This is a genomic window from Novosphingobium naphthalenivorans NBRC 102051, from assembly GCF_001590985.1.
In the GTDB taxonomy this organism is placed as follows: domain Bacteria; phylum Pseudomonadota; class Alphaproteobacteria; order Sphingomonadales; family Sphingomonadaceae; genus Novosphingobium; species Novosphingobium naphthalenivorans.
The window spans coordinates 1-23,432 of the sequence record NZ_BCTX01000073.1; the positions used below are offsets into that span (position 1 = coordinate 1).

The following is a 23,432-nucleotide window of genomic DNA, read 5'->3' on the forward strand; positions in this document are numbered from 1 at the left end:
GATCGAGCCAGATCGCCCAGTAAGGCAGGCTCGGACTGGCGTTGATCATCAGCGCGTGGTCCTTCGAGAAGGCGGCGAGCGAGGTGAGCGCGAGCGCTGCTGCGCCAAGCCCTGCCCACAGCGCGAGGCGCCGCACGGTTGGCGAGTGGAGGACCAGATCAGCGGCGCGCATCGGGAATAGCCTTCACGCGGCGCGCGACATCGGCGCGCACGGCTTCGGTGAGATCAGGCGTGCTGCCGGCCACCACCGCTTCGGCGACAAGCACCGTGCGGCCCTCGCGGCCCAGATGTTCGACCGAGGCTTCGACCGCCTGGAGATAGGCCTGGACGCGCATCTTGGTTTCTTCTGGGGCTCGGCCTGCGCGCGCTTCGGCTTCGATGAAGTCGCCCATGATGCGGCTCAGTTGCACGGTCACCACTTCGCGCTTGTCGAGAGCGAGCAGCTTGTCGGTCGCCCAGACGCCCCAGAGCGCCGAGCCGACCATGCTCAAACCGAGCGCGACGGCGGTCCAGTTCACCGCACTCATGCGGCCGCGCAATGTCGGTGTTGCCAATATGTTCTTCACAACTTTTCTCCCGAGAGTTCGCGCTCGAGATCGTTGATGAAGCGCGGCAGGCGCCAGACCACGACGAGCGTCGCGACACCGATGAGGACGAACTTGAACTCGTCGAGGAAGCCGATCTGGCGGCCTTGCTCGGCGCCGAGGAACCGGTCCGAAATATTGGCGAGATGGGCGAAGAAGACCCCGGCATCTCCGCCGGAAATCAGAAGGAAGAAGAGCAGCGGCAGCCCGAGCGCCATGAGGTAGCTCGAGGCGAGGAAGGTGCTGCCGCGAAGCACGATGTAGCAAAGGTCGGCGGCATGAGACCGCCAGCCCTTGGCCGGCAGATCAAGGCTTTCGCTGTCGGCACGGGCGTCCTGGGCCCGGTCGATCGGCGTGACGAGATGGAGTGGCATCGGTTTTGGGTGTCCTTGGATGGATGGAGGGAGAAGTCAGGTTCGATTGGCAAAGGCGATCCGTTCGATCGCGTCGGCAAGCTGATGGCCGCGCGCAATTTCGGCATCGATCGCGGCAAAGGTCTGGGGCGAGCTTGAAAACAGCGTCGCCGAATAGTCGTCGAGGACGAGCCGACCGATAGCTTCGGTCTCCGGACCCTTGATGAAGACTTCCGAATAGTCGCTGCCCGAACGCTTCAGGCTGCGGATCAGGGTCTCGGTGCGGTCGTCCATGTCGAGGCGCTTCGACGCCTTGAAATCGGCGATCGTCTCGGGCTTCTGCTGGAGGATCAGCATCCAGTCGCTGTTTTCCAGCGCAGCGGTCGCACCGTCGGACTTGTAATAGTCGTTGAGTGACTGCGTGGCGGTTGCCAGCGCTCCGCCATATTTGCGGCAGGTGCGGGCATAGGTTTCGACGAACTCGCCCATCGAGCCGCCCTTGAGCATCGACCACGCCTCATCGATCAAGAGCAGCTTCCTCACCGAGCGCGGGCTTCTGGTCATGGCCTGGCTGGTCATGAACATGATCGCCGAGAGTACGACGCTGCGCAGTTCCTCGCGGGTGGCAAGGTCCGACATCTCGAAGACGGTAAAGTCGGTGTCGAGATCGAGGCTCGCCTGGCCTTCGAAGAAGGCGCCATAGGTGCCGCCGGCCATGTATGGCGCGAGCGCGGTAGCGAGATCGCTCGCGGCTTCATTGCCGAGACCGGCCAGTGCTTCGCCGACGCCGGTGATCGAGGCATCGACGCCTCGTTCGCTCCAGACCATGTTGACCGCCCGGTCGATCAGGCCGCGCTCGGTGTCGTTAAGCTTTGCGCTGTGCCGCGCCATTTGGCCGACAATGGCCTTCACCATGCCGAAGCAGTCGAGCCGGTAATCCTCGTCTTCGGCCGCGCGTTCGCCATCGATCATCGAGAAAGGATTGAGGCAGAAGCCCGCCTTCATCGTGAACTCAACGAACCGGCCGCCTTGCAGCTTCACCGAATGCTCGAAGCTGCGCCCGTCGTCGATGACCACGACCTGCGCGCCAGCCCCTCGAAGCGCCGCGCACATTTCCTGCAGCAGCACAGACTTGCCCGATCCCGACTTGCCGCAGATCGCGACATTGTGGTTGCCAGCATCGTTCTCGAACGGCGACCAGAAGAAGGGCTGGCCGCGCCGGCCCACGAACAGCAGGTGCGGATGGACGCTGCCGAGATACTCGCCCTGCATGGGAGCGATATTGGCCGCTGTCGTCGACAGCACGGTCTTGAAACGCTTGAGGCGCTCCATGTCCGCGCCAAGCCCATCGGCCAGCGTCATCGGCATGGCCGCTAGCAGCCCCTGGATCTGCAAGTATCGCTCATCGGCAAGATCCCAGCCCGCCGCCTTGTAGATCGACTTGATCGCGCGTTCGTCGCGGTCCCCGCGGCCGAGCGGGGAGTAGGTCGTCAGACCATAGAATACCCGCACCAAACGTCGGCCTTCCTGCAGCTCGGATTGCACGTGCTGCCACTCGGCTGCCTGCTCGCCGATGCGGGGCAGAAAACGCGCGCTGCGCGTGCCGGCAAGGCTCGTCGTGCGCATGAATTTGAAGCCGGCCTTGGCCGAAGCGGCTTCCTGGTCGGGATAGACCAGGCACAGCATCGTCGCGGCCGGGCAGGGGAAACGCAGCTTGTCGGTGAACATGTCGCCGATAAGCCGCGCGCATTCCCACGGCGCCCAGCGCTGGGGCATGTTGCGCGAGGAAAAATGCCGCACGTCGAACGCATCGGGGAGGACCGTGCCGATCTCGGGAACGCCGTCTTCGATCTTGCCCGTCGCACGAAACCGCTCGGTGACGAGCCGCATCCGGTCTTCGTGGATGACGAGCTCGATATCGTGCCGGATCGCCTGGGCAGCGATCGCGTCGTTGGGATTGTAGGGCACGGCATCGTCCTGCGGTGCGGTGGTCGGCGAGGTCAGGTCGTCGATGATTGCGATCAGTTGCTGCGGCTCGACTTCGGCGACGCCCAGGTTGAGCGACTTCAACATCGCAATAAGGCCGTCGCGGGTCTGCTTGAGATCTTCGTTGCTGACCGCCTTGGCCGCAGGCACACCGACCGAAACGATGACCTGATGGTGCCGGGCGTGGAAGGGCGCATCCTGCGAGCCCGATTCCCAGACGAGTCCGTAGAGCCGACGCGCACGGTGACGGGCAATCGCCTCGTAAACGCCGCCCTGGACGTAGCGCGGCGCAAACCAGGGTGCGACGATCCGGCTGATGCGCGGGGATGCGAGATGCAGGACCTGGAGACAGGCGCCTGCCGGAAGCCCTTCGGAGAAGAACGACCCGAGGATCTCGCCGGTGCGTTCGTCTGCCCCGATCAGGGGGGTGACCGAAAGCACGAAGCCTTTCGAACGTGCGTTGAAATAGAGCCGGCTCGCCGGATCATAGACCCGGTACGGGAGCCAGTCCGACAGCAGGTCGAGCATCAGGGCAGGCCGGTCATGCTCGGCGTGCTCGGCATCGCCCAGAAGCCCGGTAAGGAGCCTGTCGACTATCGTCTTGAGTTTCTCGGCCATCACTTAGGCTCCTTCTGTGCCTTGGCGGCGTTCTTGGCGGCCTCGATCGCCTCGATGGCCGGGTAGATCAGCGGGGCCTTGTCGGCAGAGGGCCGAGGGGTTCGATCATGCGGGGGCTGCGCCATGTCGAACCCCTCGACCGCCGGTGCGCTCGCACCGGCAACCGCCTCGCGCGCCGTGGAGGGGAGGACCAGCGGCGAGGCAGAGGGGATGTCCTCGATCGAGGACGAAGGCTGAAAGGGCTGTCCGAGATCGAACGTCTCGGCTTCGGGCCGTTCGGCCGCGGGAAGGGTGGCGGTTTCCTTCAGGAGATCGCTCTTGGCCTGTGCGGCCTTCAACTGGCGCCTGAGCTGCCGCATCAGCGGCGGGGCGGTGTCCTCGCCTGCCTTGCGGCGCAGTTCTGCGGCCCAGCGCGGATTTTCGACCACCGCCCAGGCGACCGCATCGTCGTGCAGAGTCCCGGTTTCATCGATGTGCGCCGGAAAGACGATCCTGAGCGTACGCTCGGAGGTGCGGCCCTGATCGCCGGATGCCACGGGGACAGGAGGACGCAGGCCGTCATGGACCGGTCCGGTCGCGGACAAGTCCCTGGTCGCGCGGGCATCGATCACCTGGCTGGGTGCGCAATCGCCCTTGGGGGCACGGCAGGTGAAATCGCCTTCGATATTGGTGCCGAAGGTGGCGCAGCCGCTGGTCAGCACGACAAGGCAGGCAGATGCGAGAATACGGTGGGAAAATCCCATGACGATTATCCTTTCTCGGCCGGAGCGATGGCGGCCGGCGTTTGCGGATTTTGGGCGGGCTTGAGGAATTCGCGGAGCGCGGTAGCCGGGCGATACCCTTCGAGGATTGCGCCGTCGGACGGGCGCACGATCACCGGCGTTCCGTTGAAGCCGTGGGCCTTGGCAAATGCCTCGTTGGCATCGAGCCCGCTCGTGACACACGGCTTCGGGTTGGCGAGCGCGAGACCCGAATAGGCCATGTGCAGGGCCAGCTCGGGGCGCGGCGAGCACAGCACCCGTTCGGCATCGCGGCGGCTGTCGGCCCCGAAGATCGAAATGGGCCGCTCCTCGACGCGCGCGCCGATCGCCTTCAGTTCGGCTTCGAGCTTCTTGCAGTAGCCGCAGTGGAAATCGGAGAAGACGACGACCTTGGGGCCGTTCACCGGTCCCCAGGTGATCGCGCCGTTCGCGGGCAGACCGGCGAGCGATACCTTCTGCGGGGTGGCGCGCGGGGCGGGCTGGCTTTCTTCGTTGGTATTGCTCCGCCGTGCAGCACCAGCAGCCAGCAAGTCTGGGTTGAGTGCGAGGAGACGGGCTGCGGTCAGGTCCTGACGCGCCTCCATGTCGTAGATGCGCCCGATCACCAGAAACTTCGCCGCGCGATCGACGTAGAACAGCGTCGATTTCGAGGCGACTTCGCACAGACCGCCAAGGCCATCGCAGGTGATGGCGTCGATCGGCGTCTTCGGGAGGCGCAGCTTGAGCGCGGCGCGCACCTTTGCCGTGTCGGGAGCCTGGGTCGGGGAAGCGAGGCTTGCCACGCCCCAACCCGTTGCGGCTGACAGGGCGGCGATGGCAGCAGCGGTCGCCACCGGTCGCAGCCAGCGCCGCGGCTTGGTGGGGGTTGGATCGTTTGCGGCAGGGGTCATTGGGAGTTCCTCACGTAGACGCCGTCGAGAAAGACGATCTCGACATCGATGCCGGTCGGCATCTCGACGACGGGTTGGTATTGTTCGGCGCGCTCGATCAGATATTTGCTGACCGTATCGGCGGCATCCGCAGCGCCCTGGCCGAGCCCGCCACCGAGGATGTCGCCGGCAGAGAGCTTCGAGCGGGTGCCATCGGCATTGGTCGTGACGCCCGAGAAGACGCTGTTGGCGTTCGCCGAAAAGCCGCGCCCGAACCCGCCGACAATCCCGGCAAGCAGGGCTTGACTGACAAGGCTGCCCTCGCGGCTGACGACACGGCCACGCACGCCCGATTTTCCGGCAAAGCTGATGAAGCCCTTGACCTCGCTTACAGCGACGCGCCCGCCGGGCTGGTCGCAGGTCATCCGCGCCAGCTTCACATAGACCTTCTCGGACGAGAGATCGCCGCGCGCTGCGCCGTTGACGATGCAGCCCTGAAGGCGGGTGGTCAGAACCTTGCCGTTCTGCATGACCGATCGCGCCGGACCGGTAATGCGCAGCACCACGGGAAGTGGATCGGTCTGGCTCGCGACGCCCGCCGAGGCATCGACGCCGACTATGACCTTGGCCGGAGCATAGGAATTGGGCGGCAGATAGTCCGGCGAGTCCTCGACCACGACCGGCGGCGCTTCCGGGCGAGCCGCCCGCAGTCCACTGGCTCCTGCCTTGTCGGAGGTGAAGCTCATGAGTTTGACTTCACCAGGCCCAGGCAGGCCCGCTTCGCTCGCGCCAAGCACAGCACCCGCAGGGGCTGGCTGAACCGGCCGACCACGCGCATCGTAGCCACCCGCCTGCGGGCCATAGGCCGGTGGCGGCAGGCTTGCGGCTGCCGGGGCGGCCTGGCTGGCAAGGCGGGACTTGAGATCCGCGTTCTCAGCCGAGATCGCATCGATCGCGGCCTGTCCGTCGACCCGCATGGCCTGGTTTTCTGACCTAAGCGCGGCAAGCTGGGATTCGATTTCCTCGCGCGGGAGGCTCGCGTCCTTCATCGCCTTCTGCTCGCGGGTCACGGCATCGAGACGATTGCCGTAGGTCGCGACGAACTCGCGCTGCGAAAGGTCGCGATTGATGAGCCCTGCCGTGTCGATGGTCTGGGCGGCGGTGGGATCATCGCTCTTCGCGCTGTCGTCGCCGCCCAAGATGAACCAGCTGCCTCCGACAAGCGCGAGTGCGCCCAAGGAGCCAAGTAGAAGCTTCTGCCGCCGTGCGGTCTTCGCGTTGAGGCTGGTCACTGGCGACGGTGATGCCGGATCGGCCTGTACCGGGGTTGAGATCGAGGGAGCATCAGTCATGGCCCAACCCTCCGTTCGAACCGACGATGAAGGCGACCGTGCTTTCTCCCGATTTGAGAGTGGGCTGGGCGATCGAGATTGCGAGTGTCTGGGAGGAAGCGAGATCCGCTTCGGCAAGCGTCAGCGGCTTGCGGCCACGGTTCGCCAGACGGATGACCTTTCCGGCAAGCGCGCTGCCGCGGTAATCGGCGATGAGCTGGATTTCGAGATCGCCGACCCGTGCCGGAAGGGCGGAGGATTGCCTGACTTCAAAGCCATCGACCGTCCGGTCATTGGCCATGGCCTGGATGAGCCGCACTGCGCTCGTCTCCAGCGGCGTTTCGCTCTCCCAGCCAGATGCCTTGTTTGTCGCGATCGCCGGGTTGGTGATGAAGACTTGCACTGCCGGGACAGGCTCGACCTGGCAGGAAACCTTGTAGACGAAGCCCTTCTTGGTCGTGGCGAAGAAGCTGATCGACCGCGCCGCATAGGTCTCGGGCACCGACACGTATATGTCGCCGCGCAGCGGTTCGTTGGTGACCGCAAAATCGTTGTAGGGCGTGCCGGTCGAGATCTTCGAGACGCTGGCAAACTGGTCATCGACCAGCGCGAAGCGCGTCAGCTCGCGGGCCGACACAGCGCATTCGATGCTCGCTCCGTCTGCAGCCTGTTTGAACTGGTCGGCGGCCTCGGCGCCGCTCCCTGAGAATGCGAGCATGGTACTGGCGCAAAGAGCCAGACTCCACGCGCGCGTCTTGCGTCGGTAAGCCATCACTGGGCCTCCTTCGTTGGGTCTTTGGTGGGCAACTGGCTGAAGCCTGACAGCGCGAGACGCAGGCCCCGGTAGGTCCAGTTGAAGCGGAAACGGCGCTCGTCGCTCGCGATGACCTGGGCACCGACAAACGTCTTGAGCGTCCCCGTCACGTCGGACGTCAGCCCCTTGGGGTCGACGGTCATCGAGCGGATGACGAAGGCCTGGGTGACGTCCGAACCCCGCTGCTCTTCGACAATCCGCACGAGATCGGCCTTTAGCCGTCCGTAGCTTGCCGGATCGGCGAGCTTCAGGATCTCGTCCATCCAGTAGTCGAGACCCTCGGGGCTGCGATTGAGGAGAACGAGCGCGGCATCGCGGGTCACGAGTTCGAGATAGTCGGCCTCGACCCCCGCGCTGCTGACAGTGAGCTGCTTGGGGAGCGTTGGCAGGAGCACGACTTCGCGGTCGCGGGTGGTAGCAAGGCTGACCGCTACGACGAGCGCAATGCCAAGTCCGGCGCTGGTGAGCGCAAAGAGGTTGCGCTGGCGCAGCAGCGACTGCTGACGCTCGTGTGAAATGTCGGCAAACATGGATATCTCCCCTCAACCGGCAAGCAGGCGGCAGTGGGAAGGCGGCGTCGATTTCAGACCCAACAATCCGGCCGGCAGATACCAATAGGCGGCATGGGCTACCCAGGAGCTGGCGCGTCCTGCTTTTGCCTTTCGCAGCGCGAACCAGGCGCCGAAGGCAACGATAATGCCGATAAAGATATGCTGGCTGAGGATCCCCCAGGTGAAGGGGATGAGCATCCCGGCGAACTCGTCGATGGTCCAGAAGCCGATAAGCTCCGGATCGTCGAGCCGCCGCGGGATGATATATGGGTCTGCCATGGCGACGCGCCTTCCCGTCCGATGCGTCAGATGACCGCGGTGACGACCGAGGTGACGATCGGAACACCCGTGCCGACGCCGATGCCGACACCGACCGGAACAGCGACCTGTCCGAGCGAGAACCGGCCGGAGGCGAGACCGATGAGACCGCCCGCAAGGCTGAGGACGGTGATGATCTTGCCGCCCGAGCCTTCGAGGAAATCAGTGAATTTCGTGAGGGCAGGGGTGAAGGTCGTGTCGGCGCCGGCGTAAGCGGCGCTGGCGGCCAATGCTGCGACAGCAAGCGCTACCGCAAAGGTCATGGCCCGCCCGAGCTTCGAGGGGTTCTGATCAATGGCGCTGGAACGCCGGGAAAGGGTAAGAGACTGCATATGGAGCTCCATCTGGAGGGGTGAACCCAGCGTTCTTTCGTTCGCTGTGTGTTCCACATGGATCTAGGAAATCGATGTAGGAAAGTCGGATTGCCGCTGGAGCTGAAGTGGCGGACGGATATGGACGCATCAATTGCTCGGCGTCGGCGATAATGCGCAGAAACAGCGGCTTATTTCGCAATTAGCGTCGACGAATCCCGACAAGCGTGGCGGTGATGGTCGGCGACTCGGGCCTAGGGGATGATTCGCCTAGAAACGATATGTTCCGTAAATGTTCTTTTCATTTTCCTACATGGATCACGCGCGATATGGCTACGACTCAGTTCCTCATCGTTGGAGTTTTTGTCGATGCACCAGCCCGCGCCATTCCGATGCGAAGCCAACACCAGCCTCGCGCACATTCTTGCCCATGCAATCGAGTCGTCTGACAAGCCGAAGCACCAGATCGCTCGGGAAGTCGGGATCCACCGCGAGACCCTGCTTCGTGTCATGCGCGGCGATCGGCCGATCGGCCTTGATGAAGCCGCGCGCGTTCTCGATGTCTGCGGCGCCTTTCCCCGCGCCAGCATGATCCTCGCGTTGGCTGGTCAGGAGGATCTCGCCTGCGAATGGATGCGCAGCGAGATGGGGGAGTTCCTTGAGGACTTCTTTACGGCCTTGCCAGGCCAGCTCGAACGCACGCTTGGGCGACGCGTGGAAGATTTGCGACCCCGGTGGGCGAACGGCACTTCGCAGCTCGTCGCGCGCATGCTTGCCAAGCATATCGATGATTTTGCCAACCGCGACATTTCGATGTCGCTTCCGCGCTGATCCAATTCACCTCGGAGGGGACCGAGAAATTGAACCGACAGGATCGATCATGAATGCCCATCTCCAGCCTAGTGAAGACGTCTCGATCGAAGGCGATAAGCAGTCCCATACCACTCCACCGGCACGTTTGCTGCGCTTGCCAGAAGTCATGGACCGGGTGGGCTTGAAGCGTTCGGCGATTTATCAGCGGATGAGCGAAGGCAGGTTCCCGAAATCCCGCTCGATTGGGCCCAAGTGTGCTGTCTGGGTCGAAGCGGAGATTAACGAATGGATTCAGGCGGTCGCTCGGAATCCCTCCTGCGCTGATCCTTGATCTCTGCCGTTGGAAATCCGGTTCCACATGCAGTTCATGACGTTTGCTCTGATCCCACGATTTCAAGTCTGTCGGCCTCATCCACCCCTGGTTGAGACAATTGCCCTCCCATTTTGAGGGGACAGGCGATTTTGTTCGTATGAACAATGTGGGCAACCTGTTTGGTGGCGCGCGGTGACACCAGAGTTTTGGTGTTGCCGAACAAACAATACATGGATGGGGAGACGCAGATGAGTTCGAAACCGCACGCTCAACGGCAAAGCCGGAAAGGCGCCTGGATCGCTATTGGCATTCTCGTCCTGGCCTTGGTAGCAGGAGTGACCTTCATATTTTCAGGGATTTATAATGTGGCGGCTGATGATCCCCACACCAGGCCAGTCTATTGGTTGCTTGAAACGGCACGAGACCGGTCTGTCGCCGCCCATGCGAGGAATGTTCCACCACCACCCGATCTTGCGGATCCAGCCCGGATTGCTGCAGGCGCCGGGCTCTACGCCGAGATGTGTGCCGCCTGTCATCTGGCTCCGGGTATGGAGAGGACCGAAATAGCGCAAGGCCTCTATCCGGCCGCGCCCGAGCTTGCTCGCGGCAACGACCTGACACCGGCCGAGAAGTTCTGGGTCATAAAGCACGGCATCAAGTCCACTGGCATGGCTGCCTGGGGTAAGACGCACAATGACACGCTCATTTGGAACATGGTCGCGTTCCTTCAGAAGCTGCCTGGCCTCTCGGCCGATCAGTATCAGACCTTGGTGAAGGCGGCACCGGAGGGCCATGATGAGATGATGAAAGAGCAGGATGGTGGTCAGGATCCCGCCGCGTCCGATCATCACGATGACGACATGGGACACCCTCACTGAACCGATCATCGGGAGCCAGGCGCTCCTGAATGGGCGTGGCCTTATCAGCCTGATGGGTCCGTCGAGTCTTTCTTGAATCCCTCAACCGGCCCTTTTGCGCGACTTCTTCGAAGCCTGCGCAGCTTTTGGCTGAACGGACTGTTCGGCCTCGGCCGCGAACCAATGATCGAGGTCACGGCCATGGGGGCAGCCTTCCTGCTCCCACAGCTGATAGGCGCGCGCCGCGGTCTTCGCGTTGCGGGTGTCTACTTCAACATTGTTGCCTTGCATCGCCATGTTCAATTCCTTTCCATTACTCTCGTTCGAAGATCGTAGGAGACGCCGGGGTATTCGGGATTCGCCATGATCGGCCCTTGTTCCAGATGACGTAGTCGCGCCTCTTCGCGCGCGATATAGCTTCTCGTGCGCGGCACGATGTCTTGGCGCTTGGCCAATTGTAGTTGAAACACCATCATGCTTTGTTTGCGGAACGCCATTTCGGATGCGGCTAGATAATATTCCCACAAGCGCACAAAGCGCTCGTCGTAGAGCCTCGCCGCCGCTTCGCGGCGCTCGAGAAAGCGCGTTCGCCAATGACGCAAAGTGTCGGCGTAATGCAGGCGCAGGATTTCAACGTCGGTGACCAGAAGCCCGGCACGTTCGATCGCAGGGAAGACCTCGGAGAGCGCGGGAATGTAGCCGCCGGGGAAGATATGCTTTGCGATCCAGGGATTGGTGATGCCTGGAGGATCCGAGCGGCCAATCGCGTGCAGTACCATCACGCCCTTTTCGCGGAGCAGATTGGCGCACTTGCGGAAGAATGTGTCGTAGTGATCGACGCCGACATGTTCGAACATACCCACCGACACGATTCGGTCGAATGTCCCGACGAGATTGCGATAGTCGGAAAGAGCGAAGTTGACCTGGTCATCCAGCGCGTCGGCTCTCACCCTTTGGCTGGCAATTTTTAACTGCTCTTCCGAAAGCGTGATCCCGGTGACGTGCCGAGCGTCGCAAGTCTTCGCGAGATAGAGCGCCAAGCCGCCCCAGCCACAGCCGATATCGAGTACCCGGTCATTCGGCCCGATCAATAGCTTGGCGGCGATGTGGCGCTTCTTGGCAAGCTGCGCCTCCTCCAGGTCTTCGTCGCCATTTTCGAAATGACCGCAGCTATATTGCCGGTCCGTGTCCAGAAAGAGATCGTAAAGGCTGGCATCAAGATCGTAGTGACGAGACACGTTCTCCTTCGATCGTTTTTGCCCGTTCGCTTGCTGTCGACGTCGCAAGAGGTGGCGCGGTGCGAACGGCAACGCCATCCACCAGAGTCGGCGCAGCCCAAGATCTTGTGACAAGGCGAGCGAGAGGAGATCGGCGATCGTTCCTTGTTCTACTACCAGGGATCCCTCGGTGTAGGCTTCCCCCAATTTCAGATCGGGATCGAACAAGACGCCCGCTTGCGCCTTCCAGTTCGTGAAGCGCACCGCGACCGCCTCTCCGCTTTGGTCGCCAACCGTGAATCGATGACCCGAGGCAGTGGTCACTGCAAGCGTACCTCGTGTGAAGATTCTGCTCAGCAGTCTCTCAAGCAACTTCTCCATCGCCTTGTCCCCTGAAATGCGCCGTTTGCCTCTCGATGCCGCCATCCCTGGTGATCGGAGCGGCCAGTCCCGCGACACTCGGCGGCTGCGGCTGGACAAGCTCCTGGGTCAATTTCTCTAGGATTCGTGGACAAAGGGTATCCACTGCAGGACTGAGACGAGATTTACGAAGCCGAGGTAGGACTCCTTGGTTTTGTCGTAGCGGGTGGCGATGCGACGCCAGTTCTTGAGTTTGTTGAACAGGCGCTCGACGAGATTGCGCCAGCGATACTTTTCCCGGTCATGCGCGATGGGTTCACGCCGGTTGCTTTTGGCCGGAATGACGGCCTCGACCTCGGCTTTGGCCAATTCCTCGCGGATGGCGTCGGCATCATAGCCCTTGTCGGCCAGCAGCGCCTCGATCTTGTCGGCGATCATGCGGAACAACGGGCCAAAGCCCTGGACGTCGTGGCTCTGGCCTGGTGTCAGGACGAAGCCGAGAGGGCGGCCTTTGGCATCGCATCGTGCGTGGAGTTTGGTGCTGAAGCCGCCGCGCGATCGGCCAAGCGCCTCGGTTTCCTGAGTCCCCTTTTTATGCCGACTGCACAATGATGTGCCCGGACCACGGTGCTATCGATCATGTCGGCACTGGCATCGCGCTCTACCAGTTCGGCCAGCGTTTCGAGCATCGCGTCGAACACGCCGGTTGTGACCCAGCGCCGATACCGCCGGAAGACGCTGTTCCACTTGCCATACTCATCCGGCAGATGACGCCACTGCGAACCCGTACGGGCAATCCACATCATGCCTTCGAAATACAACCGGTTGTCCTGTGCAGGGCGGCAACCGCGACCACGCTCAGGCGGCAACAGCGTGCCGATTATCGCCCATTCGTCGTCCGCCAATCCAATCCGCTCGCCCAACGCCGCCTCCAAAAGTCAGCGTTGAATCAATCGGCGAGTCCGCTGTCAACCTTTGTCCACGAAACCTAATTCGCCCGCGTCGAGCGTCTCACGGGCCAGCAATTCTTTGGCTGTCGATTCCAGGATTGGTCGGTTGGCCTCCAGAATGCTTCTCGCTGTCCGGAATGCCTGCTCGACCAGTTTCTGTATGGCATGGTCGATGGCTTCGGCTGTGCCGTCCGCATAAGTACGCGGCTGCCAGGCCTGGACCTGACCCGAGAGGAAGGCGCTGCGTTCCGCTTCGTAAGCGACTTGCCCCAGTTCCTTGGTCATTCCGAAGCGCACGACCATGCTTCGCGCGAGCTCTGTTGCTCGGGCCAGATCGTCTGCCGCGCCGGTCGAGGCCTCGGCAAATATCAGATCTTCGGACGCCCGGCCGCCCAGCAGAACCGCCAGGCGATTGTTGAGCTCGGATTGACTCAACAGATAGCGATCCTCGATGGGGCGCTGCATCGTGTAGCCAAGCGCCCCCAGACCTCGGGGAATGATCGAGACCTTTTGCACCGGATCGGTCCCCGGAAGGGCCAGCGCAACCAGAGTATGCCCCATTTCGTGATGGGCAACGATCTCGCGTTCCTTTGCGCCGAGGATGCGGCTCTTTTTTTCGGAGCCGGCCACGATCCGTTCGACCGCTTGCGTGAAGTCGCTTAGCGTGGTCTCGATGGCATTGCGTCTCGTGGCCACCAGTGCCGCCTCGTTGACCAGGTTGGCGAGGTCAGCGCCGGTAAATCCGGGAGTCATGGCCGCTATCGTCTCGACGTCGAGATTGGCAGCCGCTCGGATATTGGTGAGGTGCACCTTGAGGATGGCCGTTCGGCCTTCGCGATCCGGCCTGTCGACCAGGACCTGACGATCGAAGCGCCCGGCTCGCATTAGTGCCGGATCCAGGACTTCGGGACGGTTTGTCGCGGCCAGAACGATTATGCCGACACTGGGGTCGAAGCCATCCATCTCGGCCAGGAGCTGATTGAGGGTCTGCTCTTTCTCCTCATGCCCACCCATCGGGTTGTCGATTCCGCGGGCGCGGCCCAGCGCGTCGAGTTCGTCGATAAAGATGATGGCCGGCGCCTGCTTTCTTGCGTTCGAGAAAAGATCCCGGACCCGGGAGGCCCCGACGCCGACGAACATTTCCACGAATTCCGAGCCGGTGATGGAAAAGAAGGAAACACCGGCTTCCCCAGCAACGGCGCGAGCAAGGAGCGTCTTGCCGGTGCCGGGAGGTCCGACCAGCAGGATACCTTTTGGAACCCGGGCGCCCAGCCGGCCAAAGGCAGCGGGATTCTTGAGGAACCCGACAACTTCGGCGAGTTCGTCCTTGGCTTCGTCAACGCCGGCGACGTCGGAGAAGCGGACCTCTACGTCCTGTTCGCCGAATACCCTGGCCTTGCTGCGCCCTACCGCCATCAGACCGCCGCTCATGCCGCCGCCCATCATCGGCCGGAACAGGAACATCCAGATCAGGATGAAGCCGATCATCGGCAGGAACCAGGAAACGACGCTTTCAAGAATCCCTGGAGGCGGCTCCCCCGAGAACTTGACCTTCTGACGTTCAAGTTCGCCGGCAACGGCTGGATCGACCCGCACCGTGGTGAAGTGCTGAGGGCCATCCTTGGCAGGCTTTTTGTATGCCCCCGTAATTGTTGTCTCGCCAACCACGACGTCGGTAATGGCATCCTTCGCCAGGAGTTGCCGATATTCGCTATAGGGGATCGTCTTGATGTGCCCAGATCCCGACCAGAGGTCCTGCATGACGAGCACGGCAGAAATCACGACGATGAAATAGAGCAGGTCGAGACGAAAATCGTGCTTGGGTTTCTGGTCCTGCTTTTCAGCCATGTTTGTTATCCTGATCGGCCAAGCACGGATGAGAGTGTCCAGCCATTGGCGATTATTCTGTCATTACGCTACGGCTTTACACGTTTCCGGACTCAGGCGACTGGGCTTCCAGCCTCACGCCAGTCCTCCGCCGGGTCGCAATGATCATGGCGTGGATTGGCCACAGGTTTGTTAACCTGCATCAAGAATTGCTCCTGCCTGTGGACGCCCTGTTGCAGATGACGCCAAGCAAGAACGAGGGGCGCCGATAATGGGCGCGACCGGAACAGGTTGGACGGTCGCGCATGCACATGGCTGGAAGCCGGTATCCGGCACCGTTCTTGATGCGCGTTAAAGATCATGGGCGTGGCACGGGCCAGCATCTCTGGCATGACACGCAAATCGCAAATAGCGAGTTTCGGCTCCACGATCTTGGACGATCGCGGCATCGGACATTCGACTAATGGCGCAACTCCATCTCCACCAACGGTCGCATATGCGCTGTCGGGATGGGGTAAACGGGAGAGAAATACATGAACAGTCAGCCGAGCGCATCTCTCCGATTCCTGGGCGCGACCGGGACGGTTACCGGGTCACGATATCTGGTCGAGGCCAATGGCAAGCGAATACTCGTCGATTGCGGGTTGTTTCAGGGGTACAAGCAGCTTCGGGAACGCAACTGGAAACCTTTTCCCGTTCCGCCCAAATCGATTGATTGCGTCGTGCTCACGCACGCGCATCTCGACCATTCCGGCTATTTGCCAGCCTTGGTCCGCAACGGCTTTCGAGGTATTGTGCATTGTACCCGGGCCACCGGAGAACTGTGCAACCTGCTGCTTCCCGACAGCGGCCATCTGCAGGAAGAGGAGGCCCGCTATGCCCTGCACAAGGGCTATTCAAAGCATGTAAATCCCAAGCCGCTCTATACGTTCGAGGATGCTAGAAGCGCGCTTGGTCACTTCGAGCCAAAGGACTTTGACAAGAACGTTGATCTGGGGCCGGGCATTTCGGCACGGTTCATTCCCGTTGGGCATTTGCTGGGAGCAGCGCAGATCCAGCTGACGGTTAATGGTCGTACCGTGCATTTCAGCGGCGACGTCGGACGCGATACCGATCCCTTGATGCGCGGGCCTCGCCCGTTCCCTGGAGCGGATATCCTTGTCTGCGAGTCCACCTATGGAAATCGCGTGCATCCTCATGTCGATGCCGAGGCGGAACTGGGTGAGATCATAAACAGGGTCGCAGGGCGTGGCGGCGTAATTGTCATTCCGGCATTCGCCGTGGGGCGCGTTCAGGGCGTCATGCTGCAGATCGCCCAGCTTAGGAAGCGCGGCGCCATTCCCTACGTGCCGGTCTATCTCAATACACCGATGGGGACGGATGCGACCGAAATCTACCATCATCACCATGATGAACACCATGTGAGCTGGGAAGACTGCAAGGCGATGTTCAACCTGGCCGAACGTGTACGCACCGTAGAGGAATCAAAGGAACTCAACCGGCGCAGTGGCCCCATGATCATCATTTCGGCAAGCGGTATGCTTGCTGGAGGTCGTGTGCTCCATCACGTCGCAAGTTTCGGTCCGGACCCCAAGAACGCAATCGTCCTCAGCGGCTTCCAGGCGGGAGGCACGAGAGGCGCGGTGCTGGCGAGGGGCGAGAGGCACTTGCGGCTTTTCGGTCAGGACGTCGAAATCCGGGCCGAGGTGATCCAGATCGAGGGAATGTCCGGGCACGCCGACGCCAACGAACTCCTGGCATGGATGGGGCAGGCGGCGGCGCCGGAAATGACCTACATCACTCACGGGGAGCCCGATAGCGCGGATGCGTTGCGCTTCCGCATCGACCATGAACTGGGATGGAATGTGCGCGTGCCCGAGCATCTCGAACGGATCAACCTCGCGAGACCGCGCTGATGGAGACCGTCCATTCCATTCCTCTGGTCCGTGCCGGCATCGACACGTACCGGCAGCCGGTCGTCTACATGCGGAGTGACTGCCACCTGTGCCGGGCGGAGGGGTTTTCGGCCCTCACGCAAGTGGAAATTGCGCTCGGCGGTCGATCGATCATCGCTGCCCTGAATGTATTGACGGGCGCGGATTGGCTCGCCCACGACACGGCCGCGCTCAGCGAAGCAGCCTGGAGAGCACTTGCGGCGAGCGAGGGAGCGTTGGGGATCTTCTCCCATCCGGAACCGCCAGCGTCAGCATCGGCCATACGCGCAAAAGTCTATGGGCAGCGCCTGGACCTGGCCGCCTGCGAGGCGATCATCTCCGACACGGTTGCCCACCGCCTCTCCGATCTCGACATCGCCGCATTCATCACGGCTGGAGCCGGCGACCGCCTGGACACTGAAGAAACCATCGCACTTACGCGGGCAATGCAGCGGGCCGGCAAGACGCTGGACTGGGGCGGCGGCATGGTGCTGGACAAGCATTGCGTTGGCGGTCTGCCCGGCAATCGTACCACCCCGATTGTTGTCGCTATCGTTGCAGCAGCAGGCTTTCGCATTCCCAAGACATCAAGCCGCGCCATAACCTCTCCGGCGGGCACCGCCGACACGATGGAGGTCTTGGCGCCGGTCGCCCTCGACATTCCAGCCATGCGGCGCGTTGTCGATGCCGAAGGCGGATGCGTGGTCTGGGGCGGCAGTCTCGACCTTAGCCCGGCCGACGATCTGCTGATCCGGGTGGAACGGCCACTCGATTTCGACAGCGACGGCCAACTTGCCGCCAGTGTGCTGTCGAAGAAGGCATCGGCCGGATCGACGCATGTGATTATCGACATGCCCGTGGGTCCCACAGCGAAGGTGCGGTCGGCGGAAGCGGCCAAGGCGCTGTCCGACCGCTTGCTGGCCGTGGGTAATGCCATCGGACTGTCCCTGAGAATTCACTGTAGCGATGGAACCGCCCCGGTTGGGCGCGGCATTGGTCCAAGTCTCGAGGCGCGCGACCTTCTCAAAGTTCTGCAGTGCGAACCCGACGCACCGCAGGATCTGCGGTCGCGGTCCCTTGATCTGGCGGGCGCTCTCCTGGATCTTGCACGTTCGAACGACTGCCACGGACGGGCACTGGCAGAGCAACTGCTCCACAACGGAGCCGCAGCCACCAAGTTCCAGGCAATTTGCGAGGCGCAGGGCGGCTTTCGCGAGCCCGGTCTTGCGCCGCATCGCTCGCTCGAATGCGCTCAGAGTGCAGGGCGCCTGGCAGCGATCGACAATCGCCGTATTGCGAAGATCGCCAAGCTCGCCGGCGCGCCCGGTCGCCAGCGGGCCGGTCTCCTTCTGCTGGTCCAGCCGGGCGACAGTATCGAAGTGGGCACGCCGCTTTACGAGATCCACGCGGAGACACCCGGCGAACTGGTCTGGGCACAAGACTATGCCCGGTCAGGGCCATCTCCTTTCCAGATCGGCGATCCCGCATGACCATTGTCCTCGCATTTCCGGGAATGGCGCCGTTGGGTGAGCGGATTGCTGCGCTGCTGGGCGCCGAGTTTCAGGTGATCGATCATCATCGCTTTCCCGACGGCGAGAGCCTCGTCACTCTGCCGGGAAAGGTCGCGGGACAAGATGTCGCCATATTGGCGACCCTGCATGGTCCCGATCAGATTGCCTTGCCGCTTCGGTTCGCGGCGGCAACGGCACGGGAACTGGGAGCTAGCCGCGTCGGGCTGGTCGCACCCTATCTTGCCTACATGCGGCAGGATCGGCGCTTCGCCGAAGGACAGGCGGTGAGCGCACCTTTATTTGCCTGCTTTCTTGAAGAGAGTTTCGACTGGCTGATGACGGTGGATCCGCATCTTCACCGCATCCCGTCGCTCGACAAACTCTTTCAGATACCCGCACGTCGCGTCGTGACAGCACCGCTGCTGGCCCAATGGATCGCCGCGAACGTTTCGGATCCGGTTCTGCTGGGTCCTGACAGCGAGAGCCGGCAATGGGTTGCCGAAGTGGCCGGACTTGCAGGATGCCGGTTTGAAGTGCTTGAGAAGCGGCGCAGCGGCGATCGCAGCGTCGAGGTCAGCGTGCCGCGCAGCGAAGCGCTCCTCGCCGGAACGCCTGTCATTCTCGACGACATCGCTTCATCGGGGCGTACCCTGGTCCGTGCGATCGAGCGATTGGCGGAAGCGGGAACCAGACCGCCGGTCTGCGTCGTGATCCACGCGGTGTTTGCCGGGAGCGCCTATGCCGATATTCTTGCGGCAGGCGCAGCGCGGGTCGTCACGACGGATTCGATCCCGCACTCCAGTAACGCTATTTCGCTGGCGGGCGCATTGGCGCAGGTATTCCATGAATTGCAGTCCGCGGAATTGGCGACGTTTCCATCCAGCCGTTCGAGTGACAAGGTAAAACGATGAACGATCACACGCACCATCATCAACACGGCAAAGCGAGCGAGGGCGGCACGGTCTACACCTGTCCCATGCATCCCGAAGTGCGGCAGGTCGAACCCGGCGATTGCCCGAAATGCGGAATGCACCTGGTGCCTGAAGGGAGCGGAACGGAAGGCAGCCATTCGCACTGCCATCACGACGCTCATCAGGCAAAGTCCCAGCCAGGCGACACCCGCTACGATACCGTGCCGACAGGATACCATGGCGCCGTTTACACCTGCCCGATGCATCCGCAGGTTCGGCAGACGAAGCCCGGCTCCTGTCCCATATGCGGCATGGGGCTGCAGCTTGAGTCGGGCGCTGTGGCCGAAGAAGGTCCCAATCCGGAACTGGTCGATTTCACCCGGCGTTTCTGGATCGGCGTGGTTCTTACCGTGCCTTTGCTGGTTCTGACCATGGGGCCCTATGTCGGCTTGAGCGGTGTCAGAGAAATCTTCGGCGAGCGCACCACGCTGTGGATCGAGTTCGCGCTGGGCACCCCTGTCGTTCTGTGGTGTGGCTGGCCATTCCTGGTGCGCGGCTGGAACTCGTTCCGCACGATGAACCTGAACATGTTCTCGCTGATCGGCATGGGCGTATTGGCATCATGGCTGTTCAGCGTCGTGGCCGTTCTGGCGCCCGGCATCTTTCCGGAAGGCTTCCGCGACACCGAGGGGCACGTCGGTGTCTATTTCGAAGCGGCGGCGGTCATCGTGACGCTGGTCCTGCTCGGACAGGTCATGGAACTGCGTGCAAGAGAAGGCACCGGCAAGGCCATACGCGCGCTGCTCGACCTTGCCGCAAAGACGGCCCGTATCATTCGCAGCAACGGCAGTGAGGAGGAAATCCCGCTCGAGGACGTGAAGGTCGGTGACCGGCTCCGTGTGCGCCCAGGCGATAAGGTTCCGGTCGATGGCGTCGTGACCGAGGGCCGCTCCTCTATCGACGAGAGCATGATCACGGGGGAGCCTGTTCCTGTGGAGAAAGTCGCCGGCGACCCGGTCACGGGTGCGACGATCAATGGGACGGGTAGCCTGGTGATCGAAGCCACGCGTGTCGGAGCGGATACGATGCTCTCGCAGATCGTCGAAATGGTCGCCAACGCCCAGCGTTCGCGTGCGCCAATCCAGAAATATGCCGACAAGGTCGCCGGCTGGTTCGTGCCCGCCGTGATCGGAGTCGCCGTGCTGGCCTTCATCGGCTGGGCTATCTGGGGACCGGCGCCGGCGCTTTCCTATGCGCTCATTGCCGCGGTCGCCGTGCTCATCATTGCCTGCCCCTGCGCGCTGGGGCTTGCGACGCCGATGTCGATCATGACGGCAACCGGACGCGGTGCCCAGGCCGGCGTGCTCATCAAGAACGCAGAGGCTTTGGAGCGCTTCGAGAAGATCGACACATTGATCGTCGACAAGACCGGCACCCTGACCGAAGGCAAACCCCGGCTGACGGCCGTGCTGCCAGAGGCAGGCCATGAAGAGGTCGATGTGCTGCGTCTTGCCGCCACGCTCGAGAAAGGGTCCGAACATCCGCTGGCAGAGGCCATTGTGGCGGGAACTCAGGATCGCGGCGTGGCGCTGGGATCGGCGAGCGACTTCGAAGCCGTAACCGGAAAGGGTGTCAAGGGCGTTGTCGATGGCAAGCGCGTGGCGCTCGGCAATATGAAGCTCCTTGCTGACCTCGGTATGCAGGCGACTGAATTGGCGGAAAAGGCCAATGCCCGTCGCGATGACGGCGAAACCGTGATGTTCGTCATTCTGGAGGATAGCATCGCCGGTCTGGTCAGCGTAGCGGACCCGGTCAAGGAGAGCACGCCCGCCGCGCTCAAGGCGCTGCATGGGCTAGGCTTCACCATCATCATGGCGACAGGCGACAACGAGCGTACCGCGAAGGCTGTTGCCGCCCGGCTGGGTATCGACGAAATCCGCGCAGACGTGCTGCCTGAAGACAAGGCCCGGATCATCCGTGAACTCCAGCAGCAGGGCCGCAAGGTCGCCATGGCGGGCGACGGCGTGAACGACGCGCCGGCTCTGGCACAGGCCGATGTCGGCATCGCCATGGGTACAGGCGCGGACGTCGCCATCGAGAGTGCGGGCATTACCCTGGTCAAGGGCAATCTCGACGGGATCGTACGCGCGCGCCGCCTGGCCCGCGCGACCATGCGCAACATCCGCCAGAACCTGTTCTTCGCCCTCATCTACAATGCTGCAGGTGTGCCGGTGGCGGCAGGAGTGCTATTTCCCTTCTTCGGCATTCTCATCAGCCCGATGTTTGCCGCCTTTGCCATGAGCGCGTCCTCACTGTCGGTCGTCACCAATTCCTTGCGGTTGAGGAGCGCCCGGATCTAGCGGGTGCCTCAACCTCTCGAAATGGGGTCAAGAGTGCCGGATTGGATCGAGACCAAGCATATCAGAGCGTTTGAAAGTTTGTTCAGGAACGAAGCCGGCAGGAGACAACGGGTGGAGAACGGACATGGCAACTGAACCTGACCGGCTTGAAACTTGCCAGGACGGAAGCGGACGAAGGTCTCCGATGCGACGCACACTGCTCGGGATAACAATCCTTACCATGGCTCTGTCCCTCGTTTCGTGCGACCCTGCTCCGGGCGCAAGCAATGAGGGAGCGAACGCCGGCACCTTCGGAGGCGACAGCGATCATGGCAATGAACTCGCTCAGGCTCACTGCGCCTCCTGCCACGGCCCGGACGGCAACGGCGCAAGTCCTCAGATTCCGAAGCTTGCTGGACAACGACCCGACTATCTTTACGCGCAGCTAATGGCATTCCGGACGGGCGAGCGGAAGCAAGCGGTCATGTCGGCCATTGCCGCGCCGCTGACCGATGCGGAAATCGACGATCTGGCCAAATATTACAGCAGCGAGGCGCGCGAGCCGGATGTCCCGAATGATGCCGGGTTGGCGGCGCGCGGCGAGCACGTCTACTATTCCAGCGCGGCACCAATGTCGGGATGCGCCTCTTGCCACGACAATTCGATCAGAGGCGGGATGATGGGAATGGGAGGCATGATGGGATCGAGCAGTTCCGCCACGGCGCCGCTATTGAATGGACAGCATGCCGCCTATCTGCTTGCGCAACTCGACAATTTTGCCAGTGGCCAGCGGCCTAGCACAGTTATGGGCCGGATCGCCGCATCGCTCAGCGAGGGCGACAGGCGCGCCGTGGCCGATTATCTGTCTTCCCGGCGCTGACGAGCGGTTGGCAATTCAGGGCTGAAAGGGAGGCGACGCAAGAACATGTGCTTTTCAGCCGAAGCGAGTTTTACCGCCTCAGCTCTTCTCATCCCGAGCGGAGGGGTCAGCCTTTACCTCGCGGCAAAGACGGACCGGCGCTACGTACCCTTGTGTGCGCTACCTGTCCTGTTCGGTCTCCAGCAGTTTTTCGAGGGGATGGTCTGGGTCTCGGGTGCGGGTGCCAATTACGAGGCCATGCGGCACTATTCGATCACCTATATGTTCTTCGCCTGGCTTGCGTGGCCGGTCTGGATCCCTTTTGCCACCTACTTCGTCGAGCCCTGCCGCTGGAGGCCCCTTTATCTTCTGGGCTCGATCATAGGTGGTATGCTGGGCGCCACTTTGTACTTTCCCTATTTCGCGAACGAGGGGTGGCTGACCGTCAGTTTCCTTCCAAAGGCGGTCGTGTATTCGGGCAAGCAGACATTTGATTTTATTTGGCCACGCGACGTTACCTACGCCATATACCTTGCGTCGATCGTCCTGCCACCGATCCTCTCCACGCGACCGGAGGTGAGAGTTTTCGGCTTGCTTGTCTTTCTGGCGTTTGGCGTGACCTATCTGTTCTTCCGGTTCGCCTATATTTCCGTGTTCTGCTTTCTGGGCGGGCTCGTTTCCATCTATTTGGTGTTGATGATGGCGCGCCTGGCGAGGGAAAAGGCTCGCGCCGATCCCGACTGCTGTTGAGCCCGCGCGTCGTATCCGCGTGGTGCGGGTTCGAGGGGGCAGGCCTTATAGATGCCCCATTCAGCCGCCACCCTTCGATCCGGCCCTATTTCCCGCAGCCAAAGGCCTGGTGCAGGTAGGCATGGACATCCTTGACGTCCTGGTCGCTGAGCCCGGGATTTCCGCCGCGTGGCGGCATCGAGATTGGTGACGATGGGCTGGAGTAGCCACGTTCGATGTGATCGGTCAGTGCGGCATGCGGCTTGGTCAGGACGCCGCCCTTTTTCGTGAAGTCCGGCGCACCCGGGATCGTCCC

The 23,432-nt window shown here is 62.2% G+C and carries 23 protein-coding genes and 1 pseudogene; 8 read left to right on the plus strand and 16 right to left on the minus strand.

Annotated elements, in window-relative coordinates; all coding sequences use genetic code 11:
- Positions 1-158: 158 nt before the first annotated feature.
- The 11 genes from NN5_RS19415 to NN5_RS26545 form a co-directional block, all read right to left on the minus strand.
- Positions 159-566: a TrbI F-type domain-containing protein gene (locus NN5_RS19415; protein ID WP_067737147.1), complete on the minus strand. Its 408-nt coding sequence runs from the start codon at positions 564-566 to the stop codon at positions 159-161.
- Positions 563-958 (minus strand): hypothetical protein, encoded by a 396-nt coding sequence (locus NN5_RS19420; protein WP_067737150.1) that lies wholly within the window; start codon positions 956-958, stop codon positions 563-565. The genes NN5_RS19415 and NN5_RS19420 overlap by 4 nt, the downstream gene beginning before the upstream one ends.
- A gap of 36 nt (positions 959-994) precedes the next feature.
- A complete protein-coding gene (gene traC / locus NN5_RS19425) occupies positions 995-3,541 on the minus strand; it encodes a type IV secretion system protein TraC (RefSeq protein WP_067737153.1) in 2,547 nt (848 codons plus the stop codon).
- Positions 3,541-4,284, minus strand: coding sequence for a conjugal transfer protein TraV (locus NN5_RS19430; RefSeq protein ID WP_067737156.1), 744 nt, complete (start codon positions 4,282-4,284; stop codon positions 3,541-3,543). Before NN5_RS19430 ends, traC begins: the two co-directional genes overlap by 1 nt.
- A 5-nt stretch (positions 4,285-4,289) precedes the next feature.
- On the minus strand, positions 4,290-5,192 hold the full coding sequence (locus tag NN5_RS19435; protein ID WP_084385050.1) for a DsbC family protein: 903 nt from the start codon (positions 5,190-5,192) through the stop codon (positions 4,290-4,292).
- Entirely contained in the window at positions 5,189-6,523 is a 1,335-nt protein-coding gene (locus NN5_RS19440) for a TraB/TrbI/VirB10 family type IV secretion system protein (protein ID WP_067737159.1), read from the minus strand. The genes NN5_RS19435 and NN5_RS19440 overlap by 4 nt, the downstream gene beginning before the upstream one ends.
- Positions 6,516-7,274 (minus strand): type-F conjugative transfer system secretin TraK, encoded by a 759-nt coding sequence (locus NN5_RS19445; RefSeq protein WP_067737163.1) that lies wholly within the window; start codon positions 7,272-7,274, stop codon positions 6,516-6,518. Before NN5_RS19445 ends, NN5_RS19440 begins: the two co-directional genes overlap by 8 nt.
- The gene (locus NN5_RS19450; RefSeq protein ID WP_067737165.1) at positions 7,274-7,846 is read right to left on the minus strand and encodes a type IV conjugative transfer system protein TraE; all 573 of its coding nucleotides are present in this window, start codon (positions 7,844-7,846) and stop codon (positions 7,274-7,276) included. Before NN5_RS19450 ends, NN5_RS19445 begins: the two co-directional genes overlap by 1 nt.
- A gap of 12 nt (positions 7,847-7,858) precedes the next feature.
- Complete coding sequence (gene traL / locus NN5_RS19455; RefSeq protein WP_007013892.1) at positions 7,859-8,146, minus strand: type IV conjugative transfer system protein TraL; 288 nt, start codon at positions 8,144-8,146, stop codon at positions 7,859-7,861.
- A gap of 26 nt (positions 8,147-8,172) precedes the next feature.
- Positions 8,173-8,517, minus strand: coding sequence for a TrbC/VirB2 family protein (locus NN5_RS19460; RefSeq protein WP_067105315.1), 345 nt, complete (start codon positions 8,515-8,517; stop codon positions 8,173-8,175).
- Positions 8,518-8,844: 327 nt separating this feature from the next.
- Complete coding sequence (locus tag NN5_RS26545; RefSeq protein ID WP_174523914.1) at positions 8,845-9,279, minus strand: hypothetical protein; 435 nt, start codon at positions 9,277-9,279, stop codon at positions 8,845-8,847.
- A gap of 97 nt (positions 9,280-9,376) precedes the next feature.
- Between NN5_RS26545 and NN5_RS25300 the strand changes: the two genes are divergently transcribed.
- Complete coding sequence (locus tag NN5_RS25300; RefSeq protein WP_084385051.1) at positions 9,377-9,640, plus strand: helix-turn-helix transcriptional regulator; 264 nt, start codon at positions 9,377-9,379, stop codon at positions 9,638-9,640.
- A gap of 230 nt (positions 9,641-9,870) precedes the next feature.
- A complete protein-coding gene (locus tag NN5_RS19470; RefSeq protein WP_067737198.1) occupies positions 9,871-10,500 on the plus strand; it encodes a c-type cytochrome in 630 nt (209 codons plus the stop codon).
- Between the two features lie 81 nt (positions 10,501-10,581).
- Here NN5_RS19470 and NN5_RS19475 read toward each other — a convergent pair whose 3' ends face one another.
- The 4 genes and pseudogenes from NN5_RS19475 to ftsH form a co-directional block, all read right to left on the minus strand.
- Complete coding sequence (locus tag NN5_RS19475; protein WP_067737173.1) at positions 10,582-10,776, minus strand: DUF2934 domain-containing protein; 195 nt, start codon at positions 10,774-10,776, stop codon at positions 10,582-10,584.
- 2 nt (positions 10,777-10,778) lie between these two features.
- The gene (locus tag NN5_RS19480) at positions 10,779-12,077 is read right to left on the minus strand and encodes a cyclopropane fatty acid synthase (protein WP_084385052.1); all 1,299 of its coding nucleotides are present in this window, start codon (positions 12,075-12,077) and stop codon (positions 10,779-10,781) included.
- A 117-nt stretch (positions 12,078-12,194) separates the two neighbouring features.
- Positions 12,195-12,991: pseudogene (locus tag NN5_RS27335) on the minus strand (IS5 family transposase).
- Positions 12,992-13,024: 33 nt separating this feature from the next.
- A complete protein-coding gene (gene ftsH / locus NN5_RS19495) occupies positions 13,025-14,854 on the minus strand; it encodes an ATP-dependent zinc metalloprotease FtsH (RefSeq protein ID WP_067737178.1) in 1,830 nt (609 codons plus the stop codon).
- A gap of 512 nt (positions 14,855-15,366) precedes the next feature.
- On the opposite strand from ftsH, the gene NN5_RS19500 reads away from it, so the two are divergent.
- The 6 genes from NN5_RS19500 to NN5_RS19525 all read left to right on the plus strand — a co-directional run bounded on the left by NN5_RS19500 (position 15,367) and on the right by NN5_RS19525 (position 23,137).
- On the plus strand, positions 15,367-16,749 hold the full coding sequence (locus NN5_RS19500; protein WP_067737181.1) for an MBL fold metallo-hydrolase RNA specificity domain-containing protein: 1,383 nt from the start codon (positions 15,367-15,369) through the stop codon (positions 16,747-16,749).
- Positions 16,749-18,257 carry a thymidine phosphorylase family protein gene (locus tag NN5_RS19505; protein ID WP_067737184.1) on the plus strand — a complete coding sequence of 503 codons (1,509 nt, stop codon included), beginning with the start codon at positions 16,749-16,751 and terminating at the stop codon, positions 18,255-18,257. The genes NN5_RS19500 and NN5_RS19505 overlap by 1 nt, the downstream gene beginning before the upstream one ends.
- Positions 18,254-19,189 carry a ribose-phosphate diphosphokinase gene (locus NN5_RS19510; protein ID WP_067737187.1) on the plus strand — a complete coding sequence of 312 codons (936 nt, stop codon included), beginning with the start codon at positions 18,254-18,256 and terminating at the stop codon, positions 19,187-19,189. Before NN5_RS19505 ends, NN5_RS19510 begins: the two co-directional genes overlap by 4 nt.
- The gene (locus NN5_RS19515; RefSeq protein ID WP_174523915.1) at positions 19,186-21,549 is read left to right on the plus strand and encodes a copper-transporting P-type ATPase; all 2,364 of its coding nucleotides are present in this window, start codon (positions 19,186-19,188) and stop codon (positions 21,547-21,549) included. Before NN5_RS19510 ends, NN5_RS19515 begins: the two co-directional genes overlap by 4 nt.
- Before the next feature lie 184 nt (positions 21,550-21,733).
- Positions 21,734-22,408 carry a c-type cytochrome gene (locus NN5_RS25310; protein WP_169801019.1) on the plus strand — a complete coding sequence of 225 codons (675 nt, stop codon included), beginning with the start codon at positions 21,734-21,736 and terminating at the stop codon, positions 22,406-22,408.
- A 45-nt stretch (positions 22,409-22,453) separates the two neighbouring features.
- Positions 22,454-23,137, plus strand: coding sequence for a DUF6629 family protein (locus NN5_RS19525; protein WP_067737192.1), 684 nt, complete (start codon positions 22,454-22,456; stop codon positions 23,135-23,137).
- Between the two features lie 85 nt (positions 23,138-23,222).
- Here NN5_RS19525 and NN5_RS26400 read toward each other — a convergent pair.
- Positions 23,223-23,432: hypothetical protein (locus NN5_RS26400; protein WP_217998697.1), on the minus strand; the 210-nt coding region annotated here is incomplete at its 5' end.

Coding starts and splice junctions, on each gene's coding strand:
- NN5_RS19420 (WP_067737150.1), bottom strand. CDS start 958: ATGCCACTCCATCTCGTCACGCCGATCGACCGGGCCCAGGACGCCCGT.
- traC (WP_067737153.1), bottom strand. CDS start 3,541: ATGGCCGAGAAACTCAAGACGATAGTCGACAGGCTCCTTACCGGGCTT.
- NN5_RS19430 (WP_067737156.1), bottom strand. CDS start 4,284: ATGGGATTTTCCCACCGTATTCTCGCATCTGCCTGCCTTGTCGTGCTG.
- NN5_RS19435 (WP_084385050.1), bottom strand. CDS start 5,192: ATGACCCCTGCCGCAAACGATCCAACCCCCACCAAGCCGCGGCGCTGG.
- NN5_RS19440 (WP_067737159.1), bottom strand. CDS start 6,523: ATGACTGATGCTCCCTCGATCTCAACCCCGGTACAGGCCGATCCGGCA.
- NN5_RS19445 (WP_067737163.1), bottom strand. CDS start 7,274: ATGGCTTACCGACGCAAGACGCGCGCGTGGAGTCTGGCTCTTTGCGCC.
- NN5_RS19450 (WP_067737165.1), bottom strand. CDS start 7,846: ATGTTTGCCGACATTTCACACGAGCGTCAGCAGTCGCTGCTGCGCCAG.
- traL (WP_007013892.1), bottom strand. CDS start 8,146: ATGGCAGACCCATATATCATCCCGCGGCGGCTCGACGATCCGGAGCTT.
- NN5_RS19460 (WP_067105315.1), bottom strand. CDS start 8,517: ATGCAGTCTCTTACCCTTTCCCGGCGTTCCAGCGCCATTGATCAGAAC.
- NN5_RS26545 (WP_174523914.1), bottom strand. CDS start 9,279: ATGCTTGGCAAGCATGCGCGCGACGAGCTGCGAAGTGCCGTTCGCCCA.
- NN5_RS25300 (WP_084385051.1), top strand. CDS start 9,377: ATGAATGCCCATCTCCAGCCTAGTGAAGACGTCTCGATCGAAGGCGAT.
- NN5_RS19470 (WP_067737198.1), top strand. CDS start 9,871: ATGAGTTCGAAACCGCACGCTCAACGGCAAAGCCGGAAAGGCGCCTGG.
- NN5_RS19475 (WP_067737173.1), bottom strand. CDS start 10,776: ATGGCGATGCAAGGCAACAATGTTGAAGTAGACACCCGCAACGCGAAG.
- NN5_RS19480 (WP_084385052.1), bottom strand. CDS start 12,077: ATGGAGAAGTTGCTTGAGAGACTGCTGAGCAGAATCTTCACACGAGGT.
- ftsH (WP_067737178.1), bottom strand. CDS start 14,854: ATGGCTGAAAAGCAGGACCAGAAACCCAAGCACGATTTTCGTCTCGAC.
- NN5_RS19500 (WP_067737181.1), top strand. CDS start 15,367: ATGAACAGTCAGCCGAGCGCATCTCTCCGATTCCTGGGCGCGACCGGG.
- NN5_RS19505 (WP_067737184.1), top strand. CDS start 16,749: ATGGAGACCGTCCATTCCATTCCTCTGGTCCGTGCCGGCATCGACACG.
- NN5_RS19510 (WP_067737187.1), top strand. CDS start 18,254: ATGACCATTGTCCTCGCATTTCCGGGAATGGCGCCGTTGGGTGAGCGG.
- NN5_RS19515 (WP_174523915.1), top strand. CDS start 19,186: ATGAACGATCACACGCACCATCATCAACACGGCAAAGCGAGCGAGGGC.
- NN5_RS25310 (WP_169801019.1), top strand. CDS start 21,734: ATGCGACGCACACTGCTCGGGATAACAATCCTTACCATGGCTCTGTCC.
- NN5_RS19525 (WP_067737192.1), top strand. CDS start 22,454: ATGTGCTTTTCAGCCGAAGCGAGTTTTACCGCCTCAGCTCTTCTCATC.